The organism is Nostoc sp. (assembly GCF_036917515.1).
In the GTDB taxonomy this organism is placed as follows: domain Bacteria; phylum Cyanobacteriota; class Cyanobacteriia; order Cyanobacteriales; family Nostocaceae; genus Nostoc.
Map to the genome: position 1 here is coordinate 1 of NZ_JBALDE010000104.1, position 21,032 is coordinate 21,032.

Genomic DNA, 21,032 nt, shown 5'->3' on the forward strand with positions numbered 1-21,032 from the left:
AACGGAGTTCTGAGGTGGATTAACGAGGATCAAAGACTCGTTAACGGAGTTCTGAGGTGGATTAACGAGGATCAAAGACTCGTTAACGGAGTTCTGAGGTGGATTAACGAGGATCAAAGACTCGTTAACGGAGTTCTAAGGTGGATTGACGAGGATCAAAGACTCGTTAACGGAGTTCTAAGGTGGATTGACGAGTATTAAAGACTTGTTAACAGAGTTCTAAGGTGGATTGACGAGTCTTTAATACTTGTTAACGAGTGCTATTTATACTAATTTATTAACTTATACTTACTAACCTCTGCTCCCTCATGCTTTATGCCCAATGCCCCATACCCAATGCCCAATGCCCAATTCCCTATGCCCAATCCTCACTCCCCTTACCATGAAATCAGAATTTTGAGCAATACTGGTACAAGAAGGAATATTTACACAAAATCCCAAAATGACAATTCAACTTAGTGATAAGCCTTTGCTAGAGTGGGCAGGCGATAGTTTGGCAATTGGATTATTTGAAGATGCAGTGGAGTTAACCGGAGAACTAGCTACTTTAGATCAAAAGTTTTCTGGGGTCTTAAAAGAACTGATTGCCGAAGAAGAATTTAAAGGTAAAGCCAATAGCACTATTTTCACGCGCGTGAATGCTGGTAGCCCAGTGCGGAAATTGATTTTGGTAGGTTTAGGCAAACCAGATGCACTAAAACTAGATTCTCTGCGCCGCGCTGCTGCGGCTGTAGCCAGGGTAGGAAAAAAGCAAAAAAGCAAAATTCTGGGATTTAGCTTTCCATTATGGAACAACGATCCAGCTGCGAGTGCCCAAGCGATCGTAGAAGGTGTGGAATTAGCACTTTATCAAGATATTCGTTTTAAATCCGAACCAGAAGAGAATGGTTCACATATAGAAACCGTAGATTTACTAGGTTTCAGTGGACAAGAAGCTGCCATTACCCGCGCCAATCAAATCGTTTCCGGGGTAAATTTAGCACGGCAATTAGTAGCAGCACCAGCTAACGCAGTAACACCGACTACTTTAGCGGAAACTGCTGAAGCGATTGCCAAGGATCATGGTTTACAACTGGAAATTCTGGAACGAGAAGACTGTGAAAAGTTGGGCATGGGTGCATTTTTAGGAGTAGCCCAAGCTTCCGATTTGCCACCGAAATTCATTCACCTAACTTATAAGCCAGAAGGTACACCCAAAAAGAAATTAGCAATTATTGGCAAAGGTGTAACTTTCGACTCCGGCGGACTCAACATTAAAGGTGCTGGTAGCGGCATCGAAACCATGAAGATGGATATGGGGGGTGCAGCTGCTACCTTGGGGGCAGCAAAAGCAGTTGCTCAAATTAAGCCAGATGTTGAAGTTCACTTTATTTCGGCGGCAGCTGAAAACATGATTAGCGGCCACGCCATGCACCCTGGAGACATTCTCACGGCATCAAATGGCAAAACAATTGAAGTGAACAACACCGACGCTGAAGGACGTTTGACCTTAGCAGATGCCTTGGTGTATGCTGACAAATTGGGCTTAGATGCGATCGTTGATTTAGCCACCTTGACTGGTGCCAACATCATTGCCTTGGGTGACGATATTGCTGGTTTGTATACTCCTGATGATGCTGTAGCTTCCCAGCTTGAAAAAGCTGCCCAAACTTCAGGGGAAAAGATTTGGCGGATGCCAATGGAAGAAAAATATTTTGAAGGGTTAAAGTCTGGTATTGCGGACATGAAAAATACAGGGCCGCGTCCAGGTGGTGCAATCACCGCTGCCCTTTTCCTCAAGGAATTCGTCAAACAAACCCCTTGGGCGCACTTAGATATTGCTGGCCCAGTGTGGACAGATAAAGAAAATGGCTACAACAGCTCAGGAGCAACTGGTTACGGCGTTCGGACGTTAGTTGATTGGGTGCTGGAAAGCGGAGAATAGGGAGTAGGGGACAAGGGAGCAGGGGAGAATAATTAATGCCCAATGCCCTACTCCCTACTCCAGAACAATTCGTGCTATCTTGAGCTTGCCAGCAAAAATTGTTGCAATAGTAACAGAATTAATTTGGCGGTCAGAAAATTAAGCTTTTTCGGGCATTGCCATCTGGTAAAATTTGTAAGGTTTCTAGAAGCTGTGAGCAATGGGATCGACTCGTGTACGGATCGCAATTGACGCAATGGGAGGGGATCATGCACCCGGTGAAATCGTTGCTGGCGCATTGCGAGCAAGAGAAGAATTGGGTGTAGATATATTTTTGGTTGGCGATCCCCAACAAATAGAAGCTGCCTTGCCATCAAAAACAAGTTTAGGGCAGGTAGAGATCGTGAATGCTGAGGAAGCGATCGCTATGGATGAGGAGCCTTTAAATGCAGTTAGACGCAAACGCAAGGCTTCTATCAATGTGGCGATGGATTTAGTCAAGCAGCAAAAGGCAGATGCCGTATTTTCTGCGGGTCACTCTGGGGCAGCTATGGCATCAGCTTTGCTCCGCTTAGGACGATTGCCAGGAATCGATCGCCCAGCCATCGGGACAGTTTTTCCGACAATTATTGCTGGTAAGCCAGTGCTAGTACTTGATGTTGGCGCAAATGTAGATTGCCGCCCCAAGTTTTTAGAGCAGTTTGGCGTTATGGGATCGGCTTACAGTAAGTATGTCTTGGGTACAAATGAACCGAAGGTGGGTTTGCTGAATATCGGTGAAGAAGACTCTAAGGGAAATGATGCAGCCGTCCGCGCCCACCAACTGCTACGCGAAAATTCCCAAATTAATTTTATTGGCAATGCTGAAGGGCGTGATGTGCTTTCCGGTCGCTTTGATGTAATTGTCTGCGATGGCTTTGTAGGTAATGTATTGTTAAAATTTGCCGAAGCCGTTGGAGAAGTGATTCTACAAATTCTGCGGGAAGAATTACCCCAAGGATTACACGGTCAAATCGGTTCAGCACTCTTAAAACCCAACTTGAAGCGGATTAAGCAGCGAATGGATCACGCAGAACATGGTGGTGCTTTACTGCTAGGCGTGGCAGGAGTCTGTTTTATCGGTCACGGTAGCTCCCAAGCACCTTCAATTTTTAATGCAATTCGCATGGCAAAAGAAGCTGTTGACAACCAGGTGATACAACGAATTCAGTCCCAATATATCCTAGAGCGCGAGAGCGGTTAGTCATTGGTCATTAGTCACTTGTACTGAGCGTAGTCGTTGGCGCAGCCTCTCGTAGAGAAGTATTGGTTGTTAGTCATTGGTCATTTGTAAAAGGACAACAGACAACAGACAAAAGACAAAGGACAAAGGACAAAAAGCTGATAGCTTGGGAGATTAGGAGTGCAAAACTTAGGCGTAGCAGTTATCGGAAGTGGCTCGGCAGTACCAGCAACTTCCCTACACAACCAGACATTGAGCGAACTAGTTGAAACATCAGATGAGTGGATCGCTACAAGAACGGGGATTCGTCAACGTCGATTAGCTCTGCCATCTGAGTCCTTGAGTGTACTCGCTACTGCCGCCAGCAGTCAGGCGATCGCCGCTTCAGGAATTAAAGCAGAAGACCTAGACCTGATTCTGCTGGCGACTTCCACCCCTGATGATTTATTTGGTAGTGCTTGTCATGTACAGGCGCAATTGGGAGCCACCAACGCAGTAGCCTTTGATTTGACTGCTGCCTGCTCCGGCTTTGTGTTTGGTTTGGTTACAGCAGCCCAATATATTAGAACAGGTATCTACAAAAATATACTTTTGATCGGGGCAGATATCCTGTCTCGCTGGGTAGATTGGGAAGATCGGCGGACTTGTGTGTTGTTTGGTGATGGTGCTGGAGCAGTGGTATTACAGGCTGCCAAAAGCGATCGCTTATTAGGATTTGCACTTAAAAGTGATGGTACTCAAAACCATTGCCTCAACCTTGCTTATACAGGTGCTTCTCAAGAACTGCTGACTGATGTAAATATCACCAAAGGCACTTACCAACCGATTACGATGAACGGCAAAGAAGTCTACCGCTTTGCTGTCCAAAAAGTGCCAGAAATAATTGATAAAGCCTTGTTTCAAGCCAACATCAGCGTCGATCAAATAGATTGGCTGATATTGCATCAAGCCAATCAGCGGATTATCGATGCCGTTGCCCAACGCCTGAATATCCCAGAACATAAAGTTATCAGTAATCTCGCCCAGTATGGCAATACCTCAGCTGCTTCCATCCCCTTAGCTTTAGATGAAGCAGTACAACAAGGTAAAATTAAACCCAATGATATCGTTGCGACATCCGGCTTTGGTGCTGGTCTTACCTGGGGCGCAGCAATCTTTCAATGGGGAAGATGAAGAGTGAGGAGTGAAGAGTTATGAGTTATAAATTTTAACTCCTAACTCCTAATTCCTAACTTCTAACTTCTAACTCCTCACTCCTCACTTTTCTGACTAATGACCAATGACAAAAACTGCATGGGTGTTTCCCGGACAAGGTTCTCAAGCGCTGGGAATGGGAATGGATTTACTCGATATACCATCTGCAAAAGACAAGCTTGCCAAAGCTGAGGAGATTTTGGGTTGGTCTGTAATTGAAATTTGTCGAACTCAAGAAGAGAAGTTATCACAGACGCTGTATACTCAGCCAATTCTTTATGTGGTTGAAAGCATTCTTGCTGACCTGCTTCGAGAACGGGGACACCAGCCAGATTTAGTTGCCGGTCATAGTTTGGGAGAATATACTGCCCTTTATATAGCGGGTGTATTTGAGTGGTCAACTGGTTTATATCTGGTGAAGCGTCGTGCAGAACTTATGGATAGTTCCGTCGATGGCATGATGGCAGCTTTAATGAACTTTGACCGCGAACAGTTAGAAAAAGTCATTTATCAAACTCCTGATGTGGTGATAGCAAATGATAATAGTTCGGCTCAGGTGGTAATTTCAGGCACGACTGAGGCTGTACAAGCGGTGATGACTCAAGTTAAAGCAAAGCGTGCAGTTCCCCTAAAAGTTTCTGGAGCATTTCATTCAGATTTAATAGCACCAGTAGCAGCAAAATTCCAAGACATTCTAGAATCTGTAGAATTTCAGCCTGCTATTGTGCCAGTGCTGTCTAATGTAGAACCAATTCCGTCTATTGATGCCGAGATTTTAAAGCAACGCCTGAATAAACAAATGACTGGTTCTGTAAGATGGCGAGAAATTTGTCTGCAATTACCAGCTAACGGTATCGAGCGAGTAATGGAAATTGGCCCTGGTAAAGTCCTAACTGGCTTGATTAAACGTAATAGCCCTGATTTAATTTTACAAAATATCCAGAGGGCTAGTGATTTACCTATTTAATTATTTTATAAATTAATTTCAATTACAAATTCTGTACCCTTACCCAGAACAGAGTTAAAACTCAATTTACCGTTGTGAGTTTCTTCGACGATTTGACGAGCGATCGCTAATCCTAATCCCGTGCCTTTACCCACACCTTTGGTAGTAAATAAGTGGTCAAAAACCTTTTGCTTCACTGATTCATTCATCCCCTAACCATTATCAGCAATAGCAATTTTCATGCCTTCATTTTCTAAGGAGGTTTTGATTGTAATTCAGTTGAGATTGGACTTAATTTCTTTAAAACTCCGTCCCGTATTTGATTCATCTAGCGCATCGATGGCATTAACCAGAATATTCATAAATACCTGATTCAATTGTCCAGGAAAACATTCAACCTGGGGCAAATATACCATAATCAGTTATCACTTCAATTGCTGGACGTTGTTCGTTTGCTTTGAGACGATGTTTGAGAATTAAAATCGTACTGTCAATACCTTCGTGGATATTAAACTGCACTTTATAATCTTTATCAGCGTGGGAGAATGTTCTTAAACTAGTGCTAATATTGTGAAGGCGATCGCACGCCATCACCATTGAATCAATTATCTTGGGTAAATCTTCTAAGCTATAATCTAAGTCGATTTCTTTGGCATGGTAGATAATTTGATCGCCTGGATTGGGGAGACTTTCTTGATAAAGTTTCAAGTGTTTAACAATATCCATAAGGATGATTAGGGGTGAGTTGAGAGTTTTGGCAATAGTGTACTGATTACGAAACAACAAGAGTTCCTGAAACTAGGATAAGGATTTTTCAGCAGTTTAATCACTACTCTTAATGAGTCAGTTTCTCGATACCCACGATAAACTAGGGTTCTCGAACCATTGTACAGTTCCTCGCTGATTTGATATCCGGGAATGCTCACTTTAGTGCTAACCATACTGCTAAATTTTTAAAACTTACAGATTTAGTGTTCCCGGATATATGCAGTTGTTTATCAACAATAGCAAAAGTTCATAGTGGAATTTCAATAAAAAATTCTGTTCCGAGTGAGGGAACAGAGTTAAAACTCAATTTACCATTGTGGGTTTCTTCAACGATTTGACGAGCGATCGCTAATCCTAATCCCGTACCTTTACCCACATCTTTTGTAGTAAATAAGTGATCAAAAATCTTTTGTTTAACTTCTTCATTGATTCCCTGACCATTATCAGCGATCGCAATTTTTACACATTGGTTTTCTACTGATGTTTTAATTGTAATTCGGTTATGATTATCTTTAATTTTCTCAAAACTCCGTCCTGTATTTGATTCTTCTAGTGCATCAATAGCATTGGCGATAATATTCATAAATACCTGATTTAATTGGCCAGGAAAACATTCTAGCTGAGGTAAATTACCGTAATCAGTTATCACTTCAATTTCTGGACGTTCTTCATTAGGTTTCAGGCGATGTTTAAGAATTAAAATTGTGCTATTGATACCCTCATGGATATTAAAAGGCACTTTGTAATCTTTATCAGCACGGGAGAAAGTGCGGAGACTGGTACTGATGTTGCGGAGGCGATCGCACGCCATCACCATTGAATCAATAATCTTGGGTAAGTCTTCTAAGCTATAATCCAAATCAATATCTTCGGCATGTTTTTTGATTTGATTGTCAGGATTGGGGAGACTTTCTTGATAGAGTTTCAAATGTTCAACAATATCTGCAATAGTGGGTTTAGCTTGTTGAAGACTGGCATAAATAAAGCCCAAAGGATTATTCATTTCATGGGCTACCCCGGCAACTAAGTTACCCAATGCAGACATTTTCTCACTTTGGACAACTTGTAATTGGGCTTGTTGTAAGTCTTCTAATGCTTTCCCAGCTTGTTGATAAAGTTGAGCATTTTCTAGAGATATTGCTGCTTGGGAAGAAAGCAGATTAATAACCCTGAGGCGATCGTTAGTAAACACTCCCGGAGTCAGTTTATTTTCTAAGTAAATAATCCCTACTAAATGCCCTTGATTAATAATCGAGGTACATAATACACTCTGGGGTTTTATTCGGTACATATATTCCCCAATTATACCAGGAATATCTGTTTGCAAGTTATCAATCACAACTGTTTGTTGGGTGTTTTTGACATAATTAATAATTGTTGTGGGAATATCTTGACAAGTATCGAGTGCTTGTGAATGTTGAATAGTTTGTATGTCAATATGAGAATTTAATTCATGATTAATAAAAGTAATTGCCCTAACTTGCCAAGTATCTCCTTGAGGAAGAATGAGTACAGATTTTTTCGCGCCAGAGTTTTCTAGGATAATTTGAGTAAGACTGGTAATGAGTTGATCTATTTCTAAAGAACTGGAGATAGCTTGAGAGGCTTTGAGGACAGAGGTTAAATCTAAAACATCGAAAATACTAGTGCTACCATTACTAAAAGTCTGATTAGATGAGGAAGTGCTACGAAAGCTAATAGTTTCTAAGGGGTTGAAGTTGATTCGTTGGTGTTGCAGAATGGGTTGGAGCAGTTTAGGATAGCGTTTTTCTAAGTCATCAGTTTTGGCTTTTGCTCCCCAGCGAGCATAGCAGTAGTATGCTTCTTGCATATATGCTTGGGCGACTTTTTCTTTACCCCAGTCGAGGTAGAATTTGGCTGCAAGTTCGTTGCTCAGTCCTTCTTCTTGGATGTAGCCGTTTTCTTGAGCCAGAGAAATGGCACGATCGTACAATTCTATTGCTTCAGTTTTTTGTCCTGATATCCGAAAGCTTTCAGCTTCTACCAAGTTGTATTTGTGAGTATAATTCTGTGGTGCACTATCTGCCCATTTTTTGAGTTTTTTGTGAGCTTCTGCTACTCGTTCAAGAATTAATTTTTGCTCAGTTATTGAGTAGTCTTTATATAAAGCTAAATTAGTTAAAGATTCATAAAAATAAAAGGTTGGAATTAGCACTAATCCAGTCACACTAGTTAAATATGTTTCAACAATATCAGAATTTTTTAGTGCTTCTTGATAGTTACCAAAAAGATAACATAAAAGTAGTTTACAAAAATGAAGCTGACAAATAATACTAGTTTGATTGGCAGCTTTATGCAGAGGTAACATTGTGACTTCATCATAAATTTCACCAATTAAAAAACAAGGATTATCTGACATTCCCAACAAATTCAAAACTGATTGATAATAGATGCTATTGAAATTCAAATAGGTGGTTTGCTTAAACTGGTGCATAATTGTGCCATAATTTCCCATAGCTTGGGCTAATTCCTCTAATCCATGACCACTTAAATAGGCATATCTGCCAAAAACATAGGCAGACATCACAGCATATTCAATATCTCCAGTTTCTAAACCACTCGTATAGGCTTGCAAAAGAGGATTTAAAGTTTCTTTAACAGGCGATTTCCAATGTCGAATAAAACAATTTACTGCAAATAGAGTTTTTGACTTTAGTTTGAAAGCATTTAAACGGTCAAGTAATAGTAATGCCATTTCTCCAAATTCATATCCTGTGTCAATTTCTCCTAGAACACTACAAAGTATAAGTCCATAGCTAGCATAAGCATAGGTCGATTCTGGAGCATTACCATAGAGGATTGACAATTGAACTTGTTTAAAGACAATTACTCGAAACAATGCTGGAGCCGCTTGATAAGCAGCTGACATAATACTCGACAAAATTTGCATTGCTGCCAAGATATTCACATTAGTCATTTTTGGCAGTTCTAGTAAATCTATCGCTGGTTTATCTGCCAAAAGACGTTTTGTTTGTTCCAGTTCATACTCGATATCAGTTTGATTAACTTGTTGAGGCAGTTCCACTCTTATTAATTGAAGAATAGTGAGTGCAATTTGCAAAGCGTTCTTGTGTTGTGCCTGCGCCATGTAGGCTTGAATTTTGACATTGTAGATAGGAATTTGTTCGAGGAGGGTTTTTGCTTGTTGTAAAACGACGGTTGCATAGCTTTCCATGTGTTCAAAGTCACCACTCAGATAAAGTATTTCTGTAATTGATTGATATAGTACTAGTGTTAGCTCATACTGACTATCCCAACTTTCATCAGGTAAAAGTTCTAAACCTATTGTTAAATATTCAACTGCTAATGTATAAGCAGTTGCCAATTTTGCTTTTTTAGCTGCATTCAAGTTCAATTTTATAAGTTGTTTTCGTTCAATCGGATCAACAATTAGGATTAATGCAATATTTAAGTGATTAACAATTTCAAAAAGCTTTTCTTCTTTTTCGATATCAGATATGTTTTGAAGTAATAGTTTGCCTATTTGTAGATGGGTAGCTTTTTTTTGCTCTTCAGGGATAAGAGAGTATGCAGCTTCTTGGACGCGATCGTGTAAAAATTTATAGGTAACAATTTCCAAATTTTCTTCAGCAATATCTTGATTTACCTCACCAAGATAAAATTTATACACTTCATTAGTAGGTAAAATTAAACCATCATGCAATGCATACCATAAATTAGCTGCGGTTTCTACTTGCGATTGTTGCGAAACAACTGCCAATGTTTTCAAATCAAACTGATTTCCAATACAAGCCGCTAATTTCAAAATATCTTGAGTTAGTTGTGATAGCTTTTGCAATTGCAATACCATGAATTCAACTACATCATTTGTGACTATTTGCTGATTAATTTGCGTGATATTACATTGCCAGCAACCATCTGTAAAGTTAAATTTAATCAGCCTATCCTGGTATAATGATTTGATAAGTTGAGTACAAAAAAATGGATTACCATGAGTGTTTTTATAGACCATCTGTGAAATTGGTAATGCTAAATTTTCTGGACATCTAAGCGTTGCAGCAATTAATTGATTCACGTCTTCTTGATTCAATGGTGCTAAAGTAATCGTATTAGTTACTGCTATTGTTTGTATCTCACTGACAGTCAACATTAATGGATGTACTGGGTTAACTTCATTATCGCGATAAGCACCAATTAATAAAAAATACTTTGTATCAGCCATTAATAACTGCATTAATTTCAACGATGCCAAATCAGCCCATTGCAAATCATCTAAAAATATTACTAATGGATGATCAACACTAGTAAAAACTTGAGTAAATTTTTGAAATAATAAATTAAATCTATTGTATGATGCAGTTCCTGATAATTCTACTACTGATGTTTGTTTGCCAATAATTCTTTCTAATTCGGGAATTACTTCAATTATTACCTGCCCATTTTCACCTAAAGCTTCTAAAATTTTAGTTTTCCATTGCTGAATTTGAAAAGTACTTTCTGTTAATAATTGCTCCATTAAATTTCGGAATGCTTGTACAAACGCACTGAAGGGAAGATTCCGTTGTAATTGGTCATATTTGCCTTTAATAAAATAACCACGTTGGCGCACAATCGGTTTATGAACTTCGTTAACAACGGCAGTTTTACCAATACCTGAAAAACCAGCTAGCAATATCATTTCAGTTGTATTTTTGCTAACTCTTTCAAATGCTTCGAGTAGGATGGCTATTTCGGCTTCTCGTCCATATAGTTTGTCAGGGATAGTAAAGCGATCGCACACATCTCTTTGAGCAATTTCAAAGTTCTCAATCCTACCAGTTTCTTTTAACTGATGTAAACATTTTTCTAAATCAAATTTCAATCCTAATGCACTCTGATAGCGGTCTTCAGCATTTTTTGCCATTAATTTCATCGTCATATCACAAAGAACTTGGGGAATCTCTTCCCGATTCCCTAAAAGTTGTGGAAGTTTTGCAATATGACTATGTACCAACTCCATCGGATCGCTTGATTGAAACGGTAATTCTCCTGCTAGTAATTCGTAAAAAGTGACACCCAAAGAATAAAAGTCGGTGCGGTAATCAATTCCCCGATTCATTCTGCCAGTTTGTTCTGGAGAAATATAAGCGAGTGTCCCTTCTAACACATTGGGACTGATGAGCGTTTGGGTTTCTCGTGGCAGTAAAGATGCAATACTAAAGTCAATTAATTTAACTTGTTTGGTTTCGGGATTAATTAAAATGTTGGCAGGTTTAATATCTTTATGAATGATGCGCGAGCGGTACAGTATATCTAAAATATTGCATAGTGCGATCGCAATTTCTAAAAATTCTTGCACAGAGGTGATATATCGCTTCTCTACAGAGGTGAAATAATCTTTAAGAGAAATCCCTCCAAAATCTTCCATTACCAACGCATAGCTATTTTGATACGCTTGGATGCTGTAAGTTTGAATTATTAGAGGTGAGTTGAGATTTTTAGCTATAGTGTATTGATTACGAAACGATAAAAGTTCGCTGAAACTCGGATAAGGATTTTTCAGTAATTTAATGACTACAGGTTTTTGATCGGTTTCTCGATAACCCCGATAAACCATCGTTCGAGAACCATTATAGATTTGTTCGTTAACCTTGTATCCAGTAATACTGACTGTAGTGTTAACCATACTGCTAAATCCTCAAGATTTCCAGATTTAGTGTTCCCAGATGAGTGAAGCAATTCATCTCTATAGCTTTTTTGCGTTTGATCTGGGTGTTGCGATCGCTTATGCTAAGTTCAGTTTGATTTGCATTATCTTCTGTGGACAAAAACCGCGAACCGTTGATCAGTCTGGCACTTTACCACGCCTTTAAATGGTCAGTTGTCAGCCCCATGCTTCACGCTTACTTTCGGGGCCAGATTTATGGTGCGGAAAATGTCCCCAACTCAGGACCGCTACTAGTAGTGAGTAATCATGCTAGTTACTTCGACCCGCCAATTGTCTCTAATTGTGTACGTCGTCCAGTGGCGTACATGGCTAAGGAAGAGTTATTTAATATTCCCATCTTGGCGCAAGCGATTAAATTGTATGGTGCTTACCCGGTAAGTCGGGGAAATACTGATCGCAATGCCATCCGTGCCGCTCTACAATATCTCGATAATGGTTGGGCTGTCGGTGTTTTCTTGCAAGGAACTCGTACCCTAGATGGTCGAATTACAGACCCCAAAAGAGGTGCATTGCTGCTGGCGGCGAAAGCAAAAGCCCCAATATTGCCGGTGAGTGTCTGGGGTACTGAGAAGATTTTACACAAAGTAGCGTCCTTACCCCGTGCAGTTCCGATTACAGTGAGAATTGGTAACTTGATTGATGCTCCTAATTCTAGTAATAAAGAGGAATTGGAAAATCTAACACAAAAGTGTGCCACAGTAATAAACAAAATGCATGATTTAGGAAGATGAGTTAGACACGCAACAGATGTATGCTTTAGGAAGGTAGCGATCGCTATTAGGTTGATTTAATCTTAAAATCAATTCACTCTCGGAATCAACTAAAGGACTTCTAACAAATAAATTATCCATCTTCCGGGGTGGATAACTTTATCGTGCTATACAACTAGCTTTTTTATATCTTAATTATGAATTACAAATTACGTAGCTTGCTTCTCGCCTTTGGCGAGTATTACGAATTATTATGAGCGGCTTTGAAGCCAAGAGTTTTTGGGAGCGATTAAATAATCTGGCATTAGTTCGATTTTTGCTTTTAGTTGCTTCTGGCTGGGCAATTGTACAACTTTTAGCTTATTTTGAATCGGTCATTGTCATTTTTACATTTGCGGCAATTTTAGCTTTTTTGCTCAGTTATCCTGTACAAGGGCTGCGGCATTTTTTGCCCCACGGTATAGCTGTTGGTGTCGTTTTCTTGCTCAGTATTGTAATTATAGGCGGTGTGATAATTACTGTGAGCTTAACGGTTTTATCTCAAGGACAACAATTAATTAATAGTATCACTGCATTTTTAAATTCTTTAGTACCTTTAATTGAAGGACTAGAAGGTTTGTTAAAAAACCGTAATTTTCAAATAGATTTAAGTTTTATTGAAGAACAATTGCGGAATCAGGCTATATCAACTCTTGTTAATAGTTTAGCTATTTTACAAGGGTTTATGACGAACTTCGTCACTTTTATTTTGATTGCGGTTGTGGCTTTTTTCATGCTATTAGATGGAGACAAGTTATGGAACTTTATTTTAAAAATAGTTCCAAAACAGCGTCGTAATAGATTTACAAATATAATTAGAAAGTCTTTTTTAGGATTTTTTAGAGGTCAGTTGCTATTAAGCGCATTTTTAACAATTTCAACATTCTTAATATTTGTACTCTTGAAGGTACCTTTTGCTTTGATATTGTCAATAATAATCGGAATTGTTAATATAATTCCTGGCATAGGCGCGACATTAGCAGTAAGCACAGTTACTTTATTTGTATTGTCTCAAAGTATTTGGTTAGCAGTAAAAGTATTAATAGCTTGTATTGTCCTCCAGCAAATACAAGATAACTTGATTGCACCTCGAATTATGCAGGGCGCGCTGAATCTTAATCCTGTAGTAGTGTTTTTTGCTTTACTAGTAGGAGCGAGAGTAGCAGGATTATTAGGTGTTTTTATATCTATTCCCATCGCTGGAGTAATTGTGTCTTTATTTGAAATTGATGAAATGAAATCAGAAGTTTAGTTATTAGTTATTAGTCCTCCCTTACAAAGTTCTAATCGGAGGAAACCTCCGCTCAACGCCAGTTCGTTTAAATCGGGAAACCCTTTCCCTTGCGACTAGCTCGACTTTGCGCTTTGTTATTTGTCAGGAACTGGGAACTAGGGAATAATGTAAAAATAGCCATTTACAAATAATTGGGAAGTAATGTCGGATTTAAGAGCGGAATTAACAGAAATTTTGGATGAGGCAGAGTGGGAGTGGCTAATTCCTCATGTACAACGAGATGCAGTAATTTTGGTGGCCCTTGAGCTAAACTTGGTGGATGTTGGAGTCGCGATCGCTAGTGATAACATTCCATCAGTGGAACAATGGATTGATAAACAATTGATTACCAAACCCACAACAGTACAGGTGGGAGAATGGAATGGCGATCGCACTAAACGATTTAATACTCTCATCGTTCAACCTTACGTTCTAGTTCAAGAAATAGTTGCTGCCTAATTCGTTTCTTTGTTATTTTTGATGACATATTTTCTCAGAAAACATAGTTTAATGTGCCAGTTATTACTTGGCTATTGCCACAGACTAGCTGGCTGATTGAATTGAAGCAAAATTTTTTCCTTTAAAATTTATCCATCTAGGAGCTAGAATTGTTACCATAATTTCAGATTAGATGTTGAAACCTTGATCCAATCTGAAACCTTAGAATTATTAGAATGGCATCGCCTCTGCCAGCATCTTGCTACCTTTGCGGCAACAAAACTGGGGGCGATAGCTGCACGTCATCTGAAAATACCCGATTCTCAGATCCAAAGCGAAGAGTTGTTAGAGCAAACCAAAGAAGTCTACCAACTGGAAACTCGCCTGACCACGGGACTGTCATTTGAAGGAATTCAAGATATTGGTGATTCCTTAGAACGGGCAGAACGTAGTGGAGTTTTGGCAGGAGATGAACTGTTAGCGATCGCCACCACCTTAGCTGGTGCCAGAAATTTGCGCCGTGTGATTGACAATCAGGAAGATTTGCCGATATTGACTGATTTGGTTGCTGATTTGCGGACTTATCCAGAACTAGAACAGGAAATTCACCGCTCTATAGATGAACGGGCCCAGGTAACTGACCGTGCGAGTCAAAAACTGGGCGAAATTCGCACAGACTTGCGGCGATTACGTAGTCAAATTACTCAAAAACTGCAAAATATCTTACAGGCAAAATCTGGAGCAGTTCAAGAACAACTGATTACCCAACGGGGCGATCGCTTTGTTATTCCTGTAAAAGCACCCCAAAAAGATGCCATCCCCGGTATAGTCCACGATACCTCTACCAGCGGGGCCACCTTGTATGTGGAACCGAATTCAGTAGTACCTCTAGGCAACCAACTGCGGCAGATAATTAGAAAAGAGCAAGCCGAAGAAGAAACAATTCGCCGCATTTTGACGGAACAAGTAGCCGCAGTCAAACCAGATTTAGAAAGATTATTAGCGATCGCTACCACTTTGGATCTGGCAACAGCTAGATCGCGATACAGTTATTGGTTAGGAGCGAACCCTCCACGATTTATCCAGCGTGAAGACAGGGAAATCATTACCTTGCGGAACTTACGACATCCTCTGTTAGTATGGCAACAACAGCACGAACAAGGGCAACCAGTAGTTCCTGTAAATTTACTGATTAGTCCGCAAATTCGGGTAGTGACAATTACGGGGCCAAATACTGGCGGTAAAACTGTAACCTTAAAAACATTGGGGTTAACAGCATTAATGGCCAAAGTGGGTTTATTTGTCCCCGCCCGCGAACCAGTAGAAATACCTTGGTTTGATAAAGTGTTGGCAGATATTGGCGATGAACAATCCTTACAGCAGAGTTTATCCACATTCTCTGGACACATCCGCCGGATTAGTCGGATTTTAGAAGCATTGGGAAATGGGGAAGTAGAAGGATATGAGAGAGATTCCAATGCCTCATGCCCTATGCCCAATTCCCTAGTTTTACTTGATGAAGTCGGCGCAGGAACCGATCCAGTGGAAGGTAGCGCCTTAGCGATCGCTTTGTTGCAATATCTCGCCAACCATGCCCAGCTAACTATTGCCACTACTCACTTCGGGGAATTAAAAGCCCTGAAATATGAAGACGATCGGTTTGAAAATGCCTCTGTAGAATTTGATGAAAGTACTCTCTCACCTACTTATCGTCTTTTGTGGGGCATTCCCGGACGTTCTAATGCCCTGACAATTGCCCTGCGCTTGGGATTAAAACCAGAAGTTGTACAACAGGCAAAAACCCAAGTTGGAGAAGCCACAGATGAAGTTAACCAGGTGATTGCTGGTTTAGAAGCGCAGCGCCGCCGCCAAGAGACCAAAGCTGCGGAAGCCCAAGTTTTGTTGCAACAAGCGGAACGTTTATACAAAGAAGTATCCGCAAAAGCCGCAAGTTTGGAGGAAAGGGAAAGCAGTTTACGGGCTTCACAGGAAGTAGCAGTGCAACAAGCGATCGCCCAGGCAAAAGGTGAAATTGCTCAAGTGATCCGCCGTTTGCAGAAAGGTACGCCCACAGCCCAAGAAGCGCAGCAAGCAACCAATGCTTTGAATCAAATTGGCCAGCAATATCAGCCAGTAACGCCAGCAAAACCAAAAGTTGGGTTTATGCCCAAGATAGGCGATCGCATCCGCGTTCCCAAATTGGGACAGATAGCAGAAGTGATCGCCGCCCCTGATGAAGATGGTGAGTTAAGCGTTCGCTTTGGGCTAATGAAGATGACTGTGAAATTGGAGGACGTAGAATCTCTAGATGGTCAAAAAGCCGAACCAGTCGTCAAACCCAAACCAGCCCCAGCAGCAGTAACGCCACCACTGCAAAGTGTTCCAGAAATTCGGACTTCCCAAAACACCATCGATTTACGTGGTAAACGGGTGGCTGATGCCGAATACATTTTAGACAAAGCCATTTCGGAAGCTACAGGCCCAATCTGGATTATTCACGGGTACGGCACTGGTAAGCTAAGACAAGGAGTTCACGCCTTTTTGCAAAAGCATTCCAGAGTGAACAACTACGAACCAGCAGAACAAGCAGACGGCGGCAGTGGTGTTACCGTGGCTCACATAAAATAAGGTGGCTTGAGGGGGTGACAATAAAGCTAAAAAGCCTGTAGTGGTGTAATTTTACTAATTACTTTTTGACCAATATTTGTTTTTTATGCAGGATTAAAGCTACACTTAAAGCCAGTAAAATTCCACTCGCACCTTGATGTTCAGGAACAGAAGTAAAAGGTGAGTTAAATCCATACTTTGCCAAAATTTCTTGCCCTTTTTGTGACAGGATATACTCGGCTAATTTTTTTCCATCAGGATCGGCATTTTTCAGTGTAGTCAATCCATAATCAGCTTTGGTTGCTAAATAGTCAGGTAGTTCTACTATTTGCAGATTGTCACCACCTTCTGTTGCTTGGGCAGTCTTGCCACTGGTATAATAAGCTAAAAATATATCTGCCTGCTTTGTTTCTTGGAGAAAATAGACTAAATTATTTTTGCCATTAGGAACTATAGGAGCATTAGGATTACCACCGACTAATTGCAAAGCTTTATTCTTCAAAATTTGAGAATTACCAGGTGTAACCCGATCGGCCTTGTCAAATATCTCCCACGCATAGTTACCAGATGGATCTGCTATAGGGGTTGAGGTTCCCACCTTGATTTCAGGTTTTAGCAAAAAATCCAACAAATTATCTGATGTGATACCAAGTCCCGATCTGACAACAGCAGTCATGCGGTTGCTAGTAAAGTTCACTACGGGTTCACTTAAACCTTCTTCAAATAATGTCTGAGGGTTCTCAATATCTGCACTGGCAAAAACATCTGCGGATTTTCCAGTTTCAGAGAATTCTTGTTCTATAAATTCTCGTGTTAGACCAGATGGGCCAAAGCGCGTTTCTACTGGAATTCCATATTTTTCGTTAAAAGATTCAGCTACTTCTGTGAGACTATCCCGCAAACTACCAGCACCGTATAACTTAACCGCGAATGCCTGAGTTGGCAGAATCACACTGACAGCACAAGCTATCAGTGAAAAGGCAAAAAAATGCTTTTTCATAGTTGTTATATTATTACGTTGCTATTTCTACTGAGTGAATGATCTACAACCCATGCTTCAGTGTGGATTTTGGTAAATATCTAAAGTATTACCTCTGCCCATTAACTTTATAAATGAGTTCTGATATGTGCGTGGTTTGCGGTTAGAGTTATAGTACCAACTAAGTTGGAATAAATCAATCACCCAACATCTTTAAATGTTGACTTTATCAAATTTTTAAGTTTGTCATCAGTTTTATTCATGGAGGCGTCAATCGTCCTGATGTTGCCCAGCCTATACTGAAATAACAGGCTGCACACAAGTAAAACTAAGTTGGAATAATGTCCAGCAGCGAAAAGTAGCTTGAGCAAACAGGTAAAATATTTGTAAAGTAATTATGTATACATTAAGACAAAGTAATAAATATCAAGAAATTTCAAAATTTAAAACCACAAACAAATTAGGAGGTATTCTACATAATTACTTAGGGGTTGTTAGCGGTTAGCATTTAAAACAATAGTTTATTTATACTCTGATATGCAGCTAACAGCGAAAGTCGGGAAAACCTTAATTAGAATTGATAATTTTTTACTTTGTCGAAAATAAATTTTCATCTAGAGTAAGACAAAGATACTTACTGTTTACCAGATAAAAAAGCTAGCTGAAGCCTCTGGCTCATAGCTTATGGGAAACCAAGCTTAATTCTTAAGAGTCTGGTTTCAAAATGGGTAACAGCAACATCCCTTATCAGCTCGATCACCTATGCTAAAAGTTATGCACTCGGCCGCCAACTCAGCCACTCCAAATTCCCAGTGGGAGGATTTAATCAAGCTTCCAGCCCCAAACACAGTTCAATGGGACAATATCAAAACCCAATTAGATTTGGTGCTGTTGGCGCTAGAAACCTTAACTGGGATTGGTTCAGAGGCAATGCTTTCGGCGGCAACCGATCTGAATTTAGAGTCAAGAGTGCCAGACCGCGTAGCTTTATGGCGATTGCGCCAATCAAATCCTCTACGCAAAGGTCAAGGAGGGCGAAAAAAGCTAGATGTCGAAGAAGCGCGATCGCTTGTTTTGATCATCTGCTACTTAGCCAAACAGCACCAGGAATTGATTCGCCGCGCTGTCGGTCTGTTAGAACAAATGGCAGAAAATAACCGAGAACCTCACCAGGCTGCTTTACTTGGAGACTATATTGATGCTTTTTGCAACACCTACCAAGAGCGGATGGAAGAGGACGAGAAAATCTCAACGGATTTACTAACCAACCTAGCCCTAAAACTGCTTGTAGATTTACTTTTTTACAGCGCTCCTGGTGGGCATCGCCGTCTCTGGCTAGCACTTATAGACCGTTCAACAAAATTTTAAATTTTAGATTTGAAATTCTTCAACCAAAATTTGCTCGTGAAATGCTAGGTCAGGAAACTCTTTTGATGGTCATTAGCTCTTGGCAATGCACTATCAGCAATACTTCCTCCTTACACGCCAGTTTGCATAACCAAAGGAACCTGACAAATTTCTGAGTGCAAAAATCCACCGTTCCAACTTTTCTTTGCAAGCAACTGGCGCAATTTTTGCAAAATCCCAATATAGTTTTCTTTGTAGTTCCCGTCATGCCTCTATCAAATTCTGTTATTCGTTGCTACACACCACCGACTTGCACGCTAGAAGTGTTCGCGCAAAGCTCATCTCTGTCTCGTTGGATGGGGAAAACTGTCCTTAAACATCTCAGTTTTGAGCTACGTTTTGACGATCCCCGACTACCAGAAGAACAAAGAGTTCCAATTCGGGGCGATCGCGAGCAACTCGAAGCTTTATGTGATGCTGTCACCAACTATGTACAGCAATTCCTCCAACAGCCTCCAGAAAGCTTTTGGGTTAGTTTCTCTAGTACCCAAGAGTCAAGCACAGCACTGGATGAGCCAGAATTAAAATCTTCAACAAAAACATTAAATGCCTTTAGTAACCAGATTCCAGGGGCAAATATCCACCTAGAACCAAGCAGCTATTTAACTCATAACCTATTTCTTGGTTCTCTTGCCAACCATTCATCTGGCCCAGTAATTCAACTCAGTTTGCTGCAACTATTCGATTTGGCAAGTGCTTTAGATGAATACTCAACTGATGTCATGGCACTTCCAACTCTCAACAGCACAGGTTCGACTCTAAGGTTCCCTGCTTGGGCACCTGTTGCCGCAGTATTAGTATTAGGGATAGGTTTTTTACCAGTTACTTGGCAGTATGCTAACAATATTAGAGAAAAGCAACAGCAGACAGCCAAAACATCAGATTCAGCAGTAAAGACTGCTCTAGAACCTTCATCCTCATTAAACTTTCCCACGCCTGAACCTGGGCTAACCTCTCCATCAAATAATTTGCTAGGTTCTACTCCTCCACTTTCCACATCCACTTTACCCCAAGCACCTCTAAGTGCCCCTAGTTCTAGTAGTTTCTCTGCACCGCCACCAAATACATTGACAATACCTCAAGGGACGACTGCAACCGTTCCTAATAATCGAGCGATTGCACCATCCAGCAAAATCCCAGGTCAGGAAATTGCCATATTACCAAATCTGGGACAGAATCCAACTGGGTCAAGTCCCCAAGCCGGTGCTAGTGCTATCCCTCAGCTGCGGAATTTGCCACCTAGACTATCTTCTAACACAAGCAGCTTACCAACTAATATTTCACCAGTCCTCCCTCCATCTCTTGACACCATACCCAATAATAATCGTGTCAATACCCCAACCCAACCCTCTCCACTAACCTCACAACAGCTAGACGAAAGAATCCGTTCCTTACAGCAATCTTCTGCTGCACAAAAACCTGCTTCACAACTTCCCTCCTCTAGGACTGCGGAGAATAATCCCTTTATCGATCAATTAGGGAACGCAGGTAAAAACCCCACATCCAGAGAAGTAGCTACTGGCACATTATTTGACACACCTCAAGTAGCAGAAGCTAGAGAATACCTAACAAAGCGTTGGCAACCACCTACTGGACTGGGACAAACATTAGAGTACAGTTTGATAGTTGGTGTTGACGGCACAATTGAACGAATTTTCCCCCTTAATAAGGCAGCAAGAGAATTCGTTGATAACGCTGGAATGCCTGAAGTTGGCAAACCTTTTGTTTCTGCCAATAAAAATGGACAAAATGTCAGAATTCGAGTTGTTCTCAGTCCTGATGGGAAGGTACAGACTTTTCCAGATCAATAAGTAAACTCATCCTTTTAATGCCACTTGTAAAACTGGTACAAATCTT

Annotated in this window: 13 protein-coding genes and 1 pseudogene; 11 read left to right on the plus strand and 3 right to left on the minus strand. The window is 40.5% G+C overall.

The features are described 5' to 3' along the window. From V7K89_RS13110 to fabD, 5 genes are all read left to right on the plus strand, one after another. On the plus strand, positions 1–201 hold a 201-nt coding region (locus V7K89_RS13110), incomplete at its 5' end, for a hypothetical protein (RefSeq protein ID WP_335187697.1). Positions 202–442: 241 nt separating this feature from the next. Continuing rightward, positions 443–1,924 (plus strand): leucyl aminopeptidase, encoded by a 1,482-nt coding sequence (locus tag V7K89_RS13115; protein WP_335187698.1) that lies wholly within the window; start codon positions 443–445, stop codon positions 1,922–1,924. Between the two features lie 199 nt (positions 1,925–2,123). Then, positions 2,124–3,146 carry a phosphate acyltransferase PlsX gene (gene plsX / locus V7K89_RS13120; protein WP_335187700.1) on the plus strand — a complete coding sequence of 341 codons (1,023 nt, stop codon included), beginning with the start codon at positions 2,124–2,126 and terminating at the stop codon, positions 3,144–3,146. Positions 3,147–3,305: 159 nt separating this feature from the next. Then, positions 3,306–4,298, plus strand: a complete 993-nt coding sequence (locus tag V7K89_RS13125) for a beta-ketoacyl-ACP synthase 3 (RefSeq protein ID WP_335187702.1) — start codon at positions 3,306–3,308, stop codon at positions 4,296–4,298. A gap of 106 nt (positions 4,299–4,404) precedes the next feature. Next, positions 4,405–5,286, plus strand: coding sequence for an ACP S-malonyltransferase (gene fabD, locus V7K89_RS13130; RefSeq protein ID WP_335187704.1), 882 nt, complete (start codon positions 4,405–4,407; stop codon positions 5,284–5,286). Between the two features lie 5 nt (positions 5,287–5,291). On the opposite strand, the pseudogene V7K89_RS13135 reads toward fabD, so the two are convergent. Next, positions 5,292–5,994: pseudogene (locus V7K89_RS13135) on the minus strand (sensor histidine kinase); the annotation flags it as partial. A gap of 286 nt (positions 5,995–6,280) precedes the next feature. Then, positions 6,281–11,680: an ATP-binding sensor histidine kinase gene (locus V7K89_RS13140; protein WP_335187706.1), complete on the minus strand. Its 5,400-nt coding sequence runs from the start codon at positions 11,678–11,680 to the stop codon at positions 6,281–6,283. A gap of 134 nt (positions 11,681–11,814) precedes the next feature. On the opposite strand from V7K89_RS13140, the gene V7K89_RS13145 reads away from it, so the two are divergent. From V7K89_RS13145 to V7K89_RS13160, 4 genes are all read left to right on the plus strand, one after another. After that, positions 11,815–12,453 (plus strand): lysophospholipid acyltransferase family protein, encoded by a 639-nt coding sequence (locus V7K89_RS13145; protein WP_335187708.1) that lies wholly within the window; start codon positions 11,815–11,817, stop codon positions 12,451–12,453. Between the two features lie 232 nt (positions 12,454–12,685). Then, complete coding sequence (locus V7K89_RS13150; RefSeq protein ID WP_335187710.1) at positions 12,686–13,723, plus strand: AI-2E family transporter; 1,038 nt, start codon at positions 12,686–12,688, stop codon at positions 13,721–13,723. 183 nt (positions 13,724–13,906) lie between these two features. Further along, positions 13,907–14,203, plus strand: coding sequence for a DUF2288 domain-containing protein (locus V7K89_RS13155; protein WP_335187712.1), 297 nt, complete (start codon positions 13,907–13,909; stop codon positions 14,201–14,203). Positions 14,204–14,386: 183 nt separating this feature from the next. Beyond that, positions 14,387–16,810, plus strand: coding sequence for an endonuclease MutS2 (locus tag V7K89_RS13160; RefSeq protein ID WP_335187713.1), 2,424 nt, complete (start codon positions 14,387–14,389; stop codon positions 16,808–16,810). A gap of 58 nt (positions 16,811–16,868) precedes the next feature. Here V7K89_RS13160 and V7K89_RS13165 read toward each other — a convergent pair whose 3' ends face one another. Beyond that, positions 16,869–17,789 (minus strand): molybdate ABC transporter substrate-binding protein, encoded by a 921-nt coding sequence (locus V7K89_RS13165; RefSeq protein WP_335187715.1) that lies wholly within the window; start codon positions 17,787–17,789, stop codon positions 16,869–16,871. Positions 17,790–18,530: 741 nt separating this feature from the next. Between V7K89_RS13165 and V7K89_RS13170 the strand changes: the two genes are divergently transcribed. Beyond that, entirely contained in the window at positions 18,531–19,136 is a 606-nt protein-coding gene (locus V7K89_RS13170; RefSeq protein ID WP_012406938.1) for a DUF3038 domain-containing protein, read from the plus strand. A gap of 245 nt (positions 19,137–19,381) precedes the next feature. Next, positions 19,382–20,986 (plus strand): DUF4335 domain-containing protein, encoded by a 1,605-nt coding sequence (locus V7K89_RS13175; protein WP_335187778.1) that lies wholly within the window; start codon positions 19,382–19,384, stop codon positions 20,984–20,986. Positions 20,987–21,032: the final 46 nt, after the last annotated feature.

Coding starts and splice junctions, on each gene's coding strand:
- fabD (WP_335187704.1), top strand. CDS start 4,405: ATGACAAAAACTGCATGGGTGTTTCCCGGACAAGGTTCTCAAGCGCTG.
- V7K89_RS13140 (WP_335187706.1), bottom strand. CDS start 11,680: ATGGTTAACACTACAGTCAGTATTACTGGATACAAGGTTAACGAACAA.
- V7K89_RS13170 (WP_012406938.1), top strand. CDS start 18,531: ATGCTAAAAGTTATGCACTCGGCCGCCAACTCAGCCACTCCAAATTCC.
- V7K89_RS13150 (WP_335187710.1), top strand. CDS start 12,686: ATGAGCGGCTTTGAAGCCAAGAGTTTTTGGGAGCGATTAAATAATCTG.
- V7K89_RS13165 (WP_335187715.1), bottom strand. CDS start 17,789: ATGAAAAAGCATTTTTTTGCCTTTTCACTGATAGCTTGTGCTGTCAGT.
- V7K89_RS13115 (WP_335187698.1), top strand. CDS start 443: ATGACAATTCAACTTAGTGATAAGCCTTTGCTAGAGTGGGCAGGCGAT.
- plsX (WP_335187700.1), top strand. CDS start 2,124: ATGGGATCGACTCGTGTACGGATCGCAATTGACGCAATGGGAGGGGAT.
- V7K89_RS13175 (WP_335187778.1), top strand. CDS start 19,382: ATGCCTCTATCAAATTCTGTTATTCGTTGCTACACACCACCGACTTGC.
- V7K89_RS13155 (WP_335187712.1), top strand. CDS start 13,907: ATGTCGGATTTAAGAGCGGAATTAACAGAAATTTTGGATGAGGCAGAG.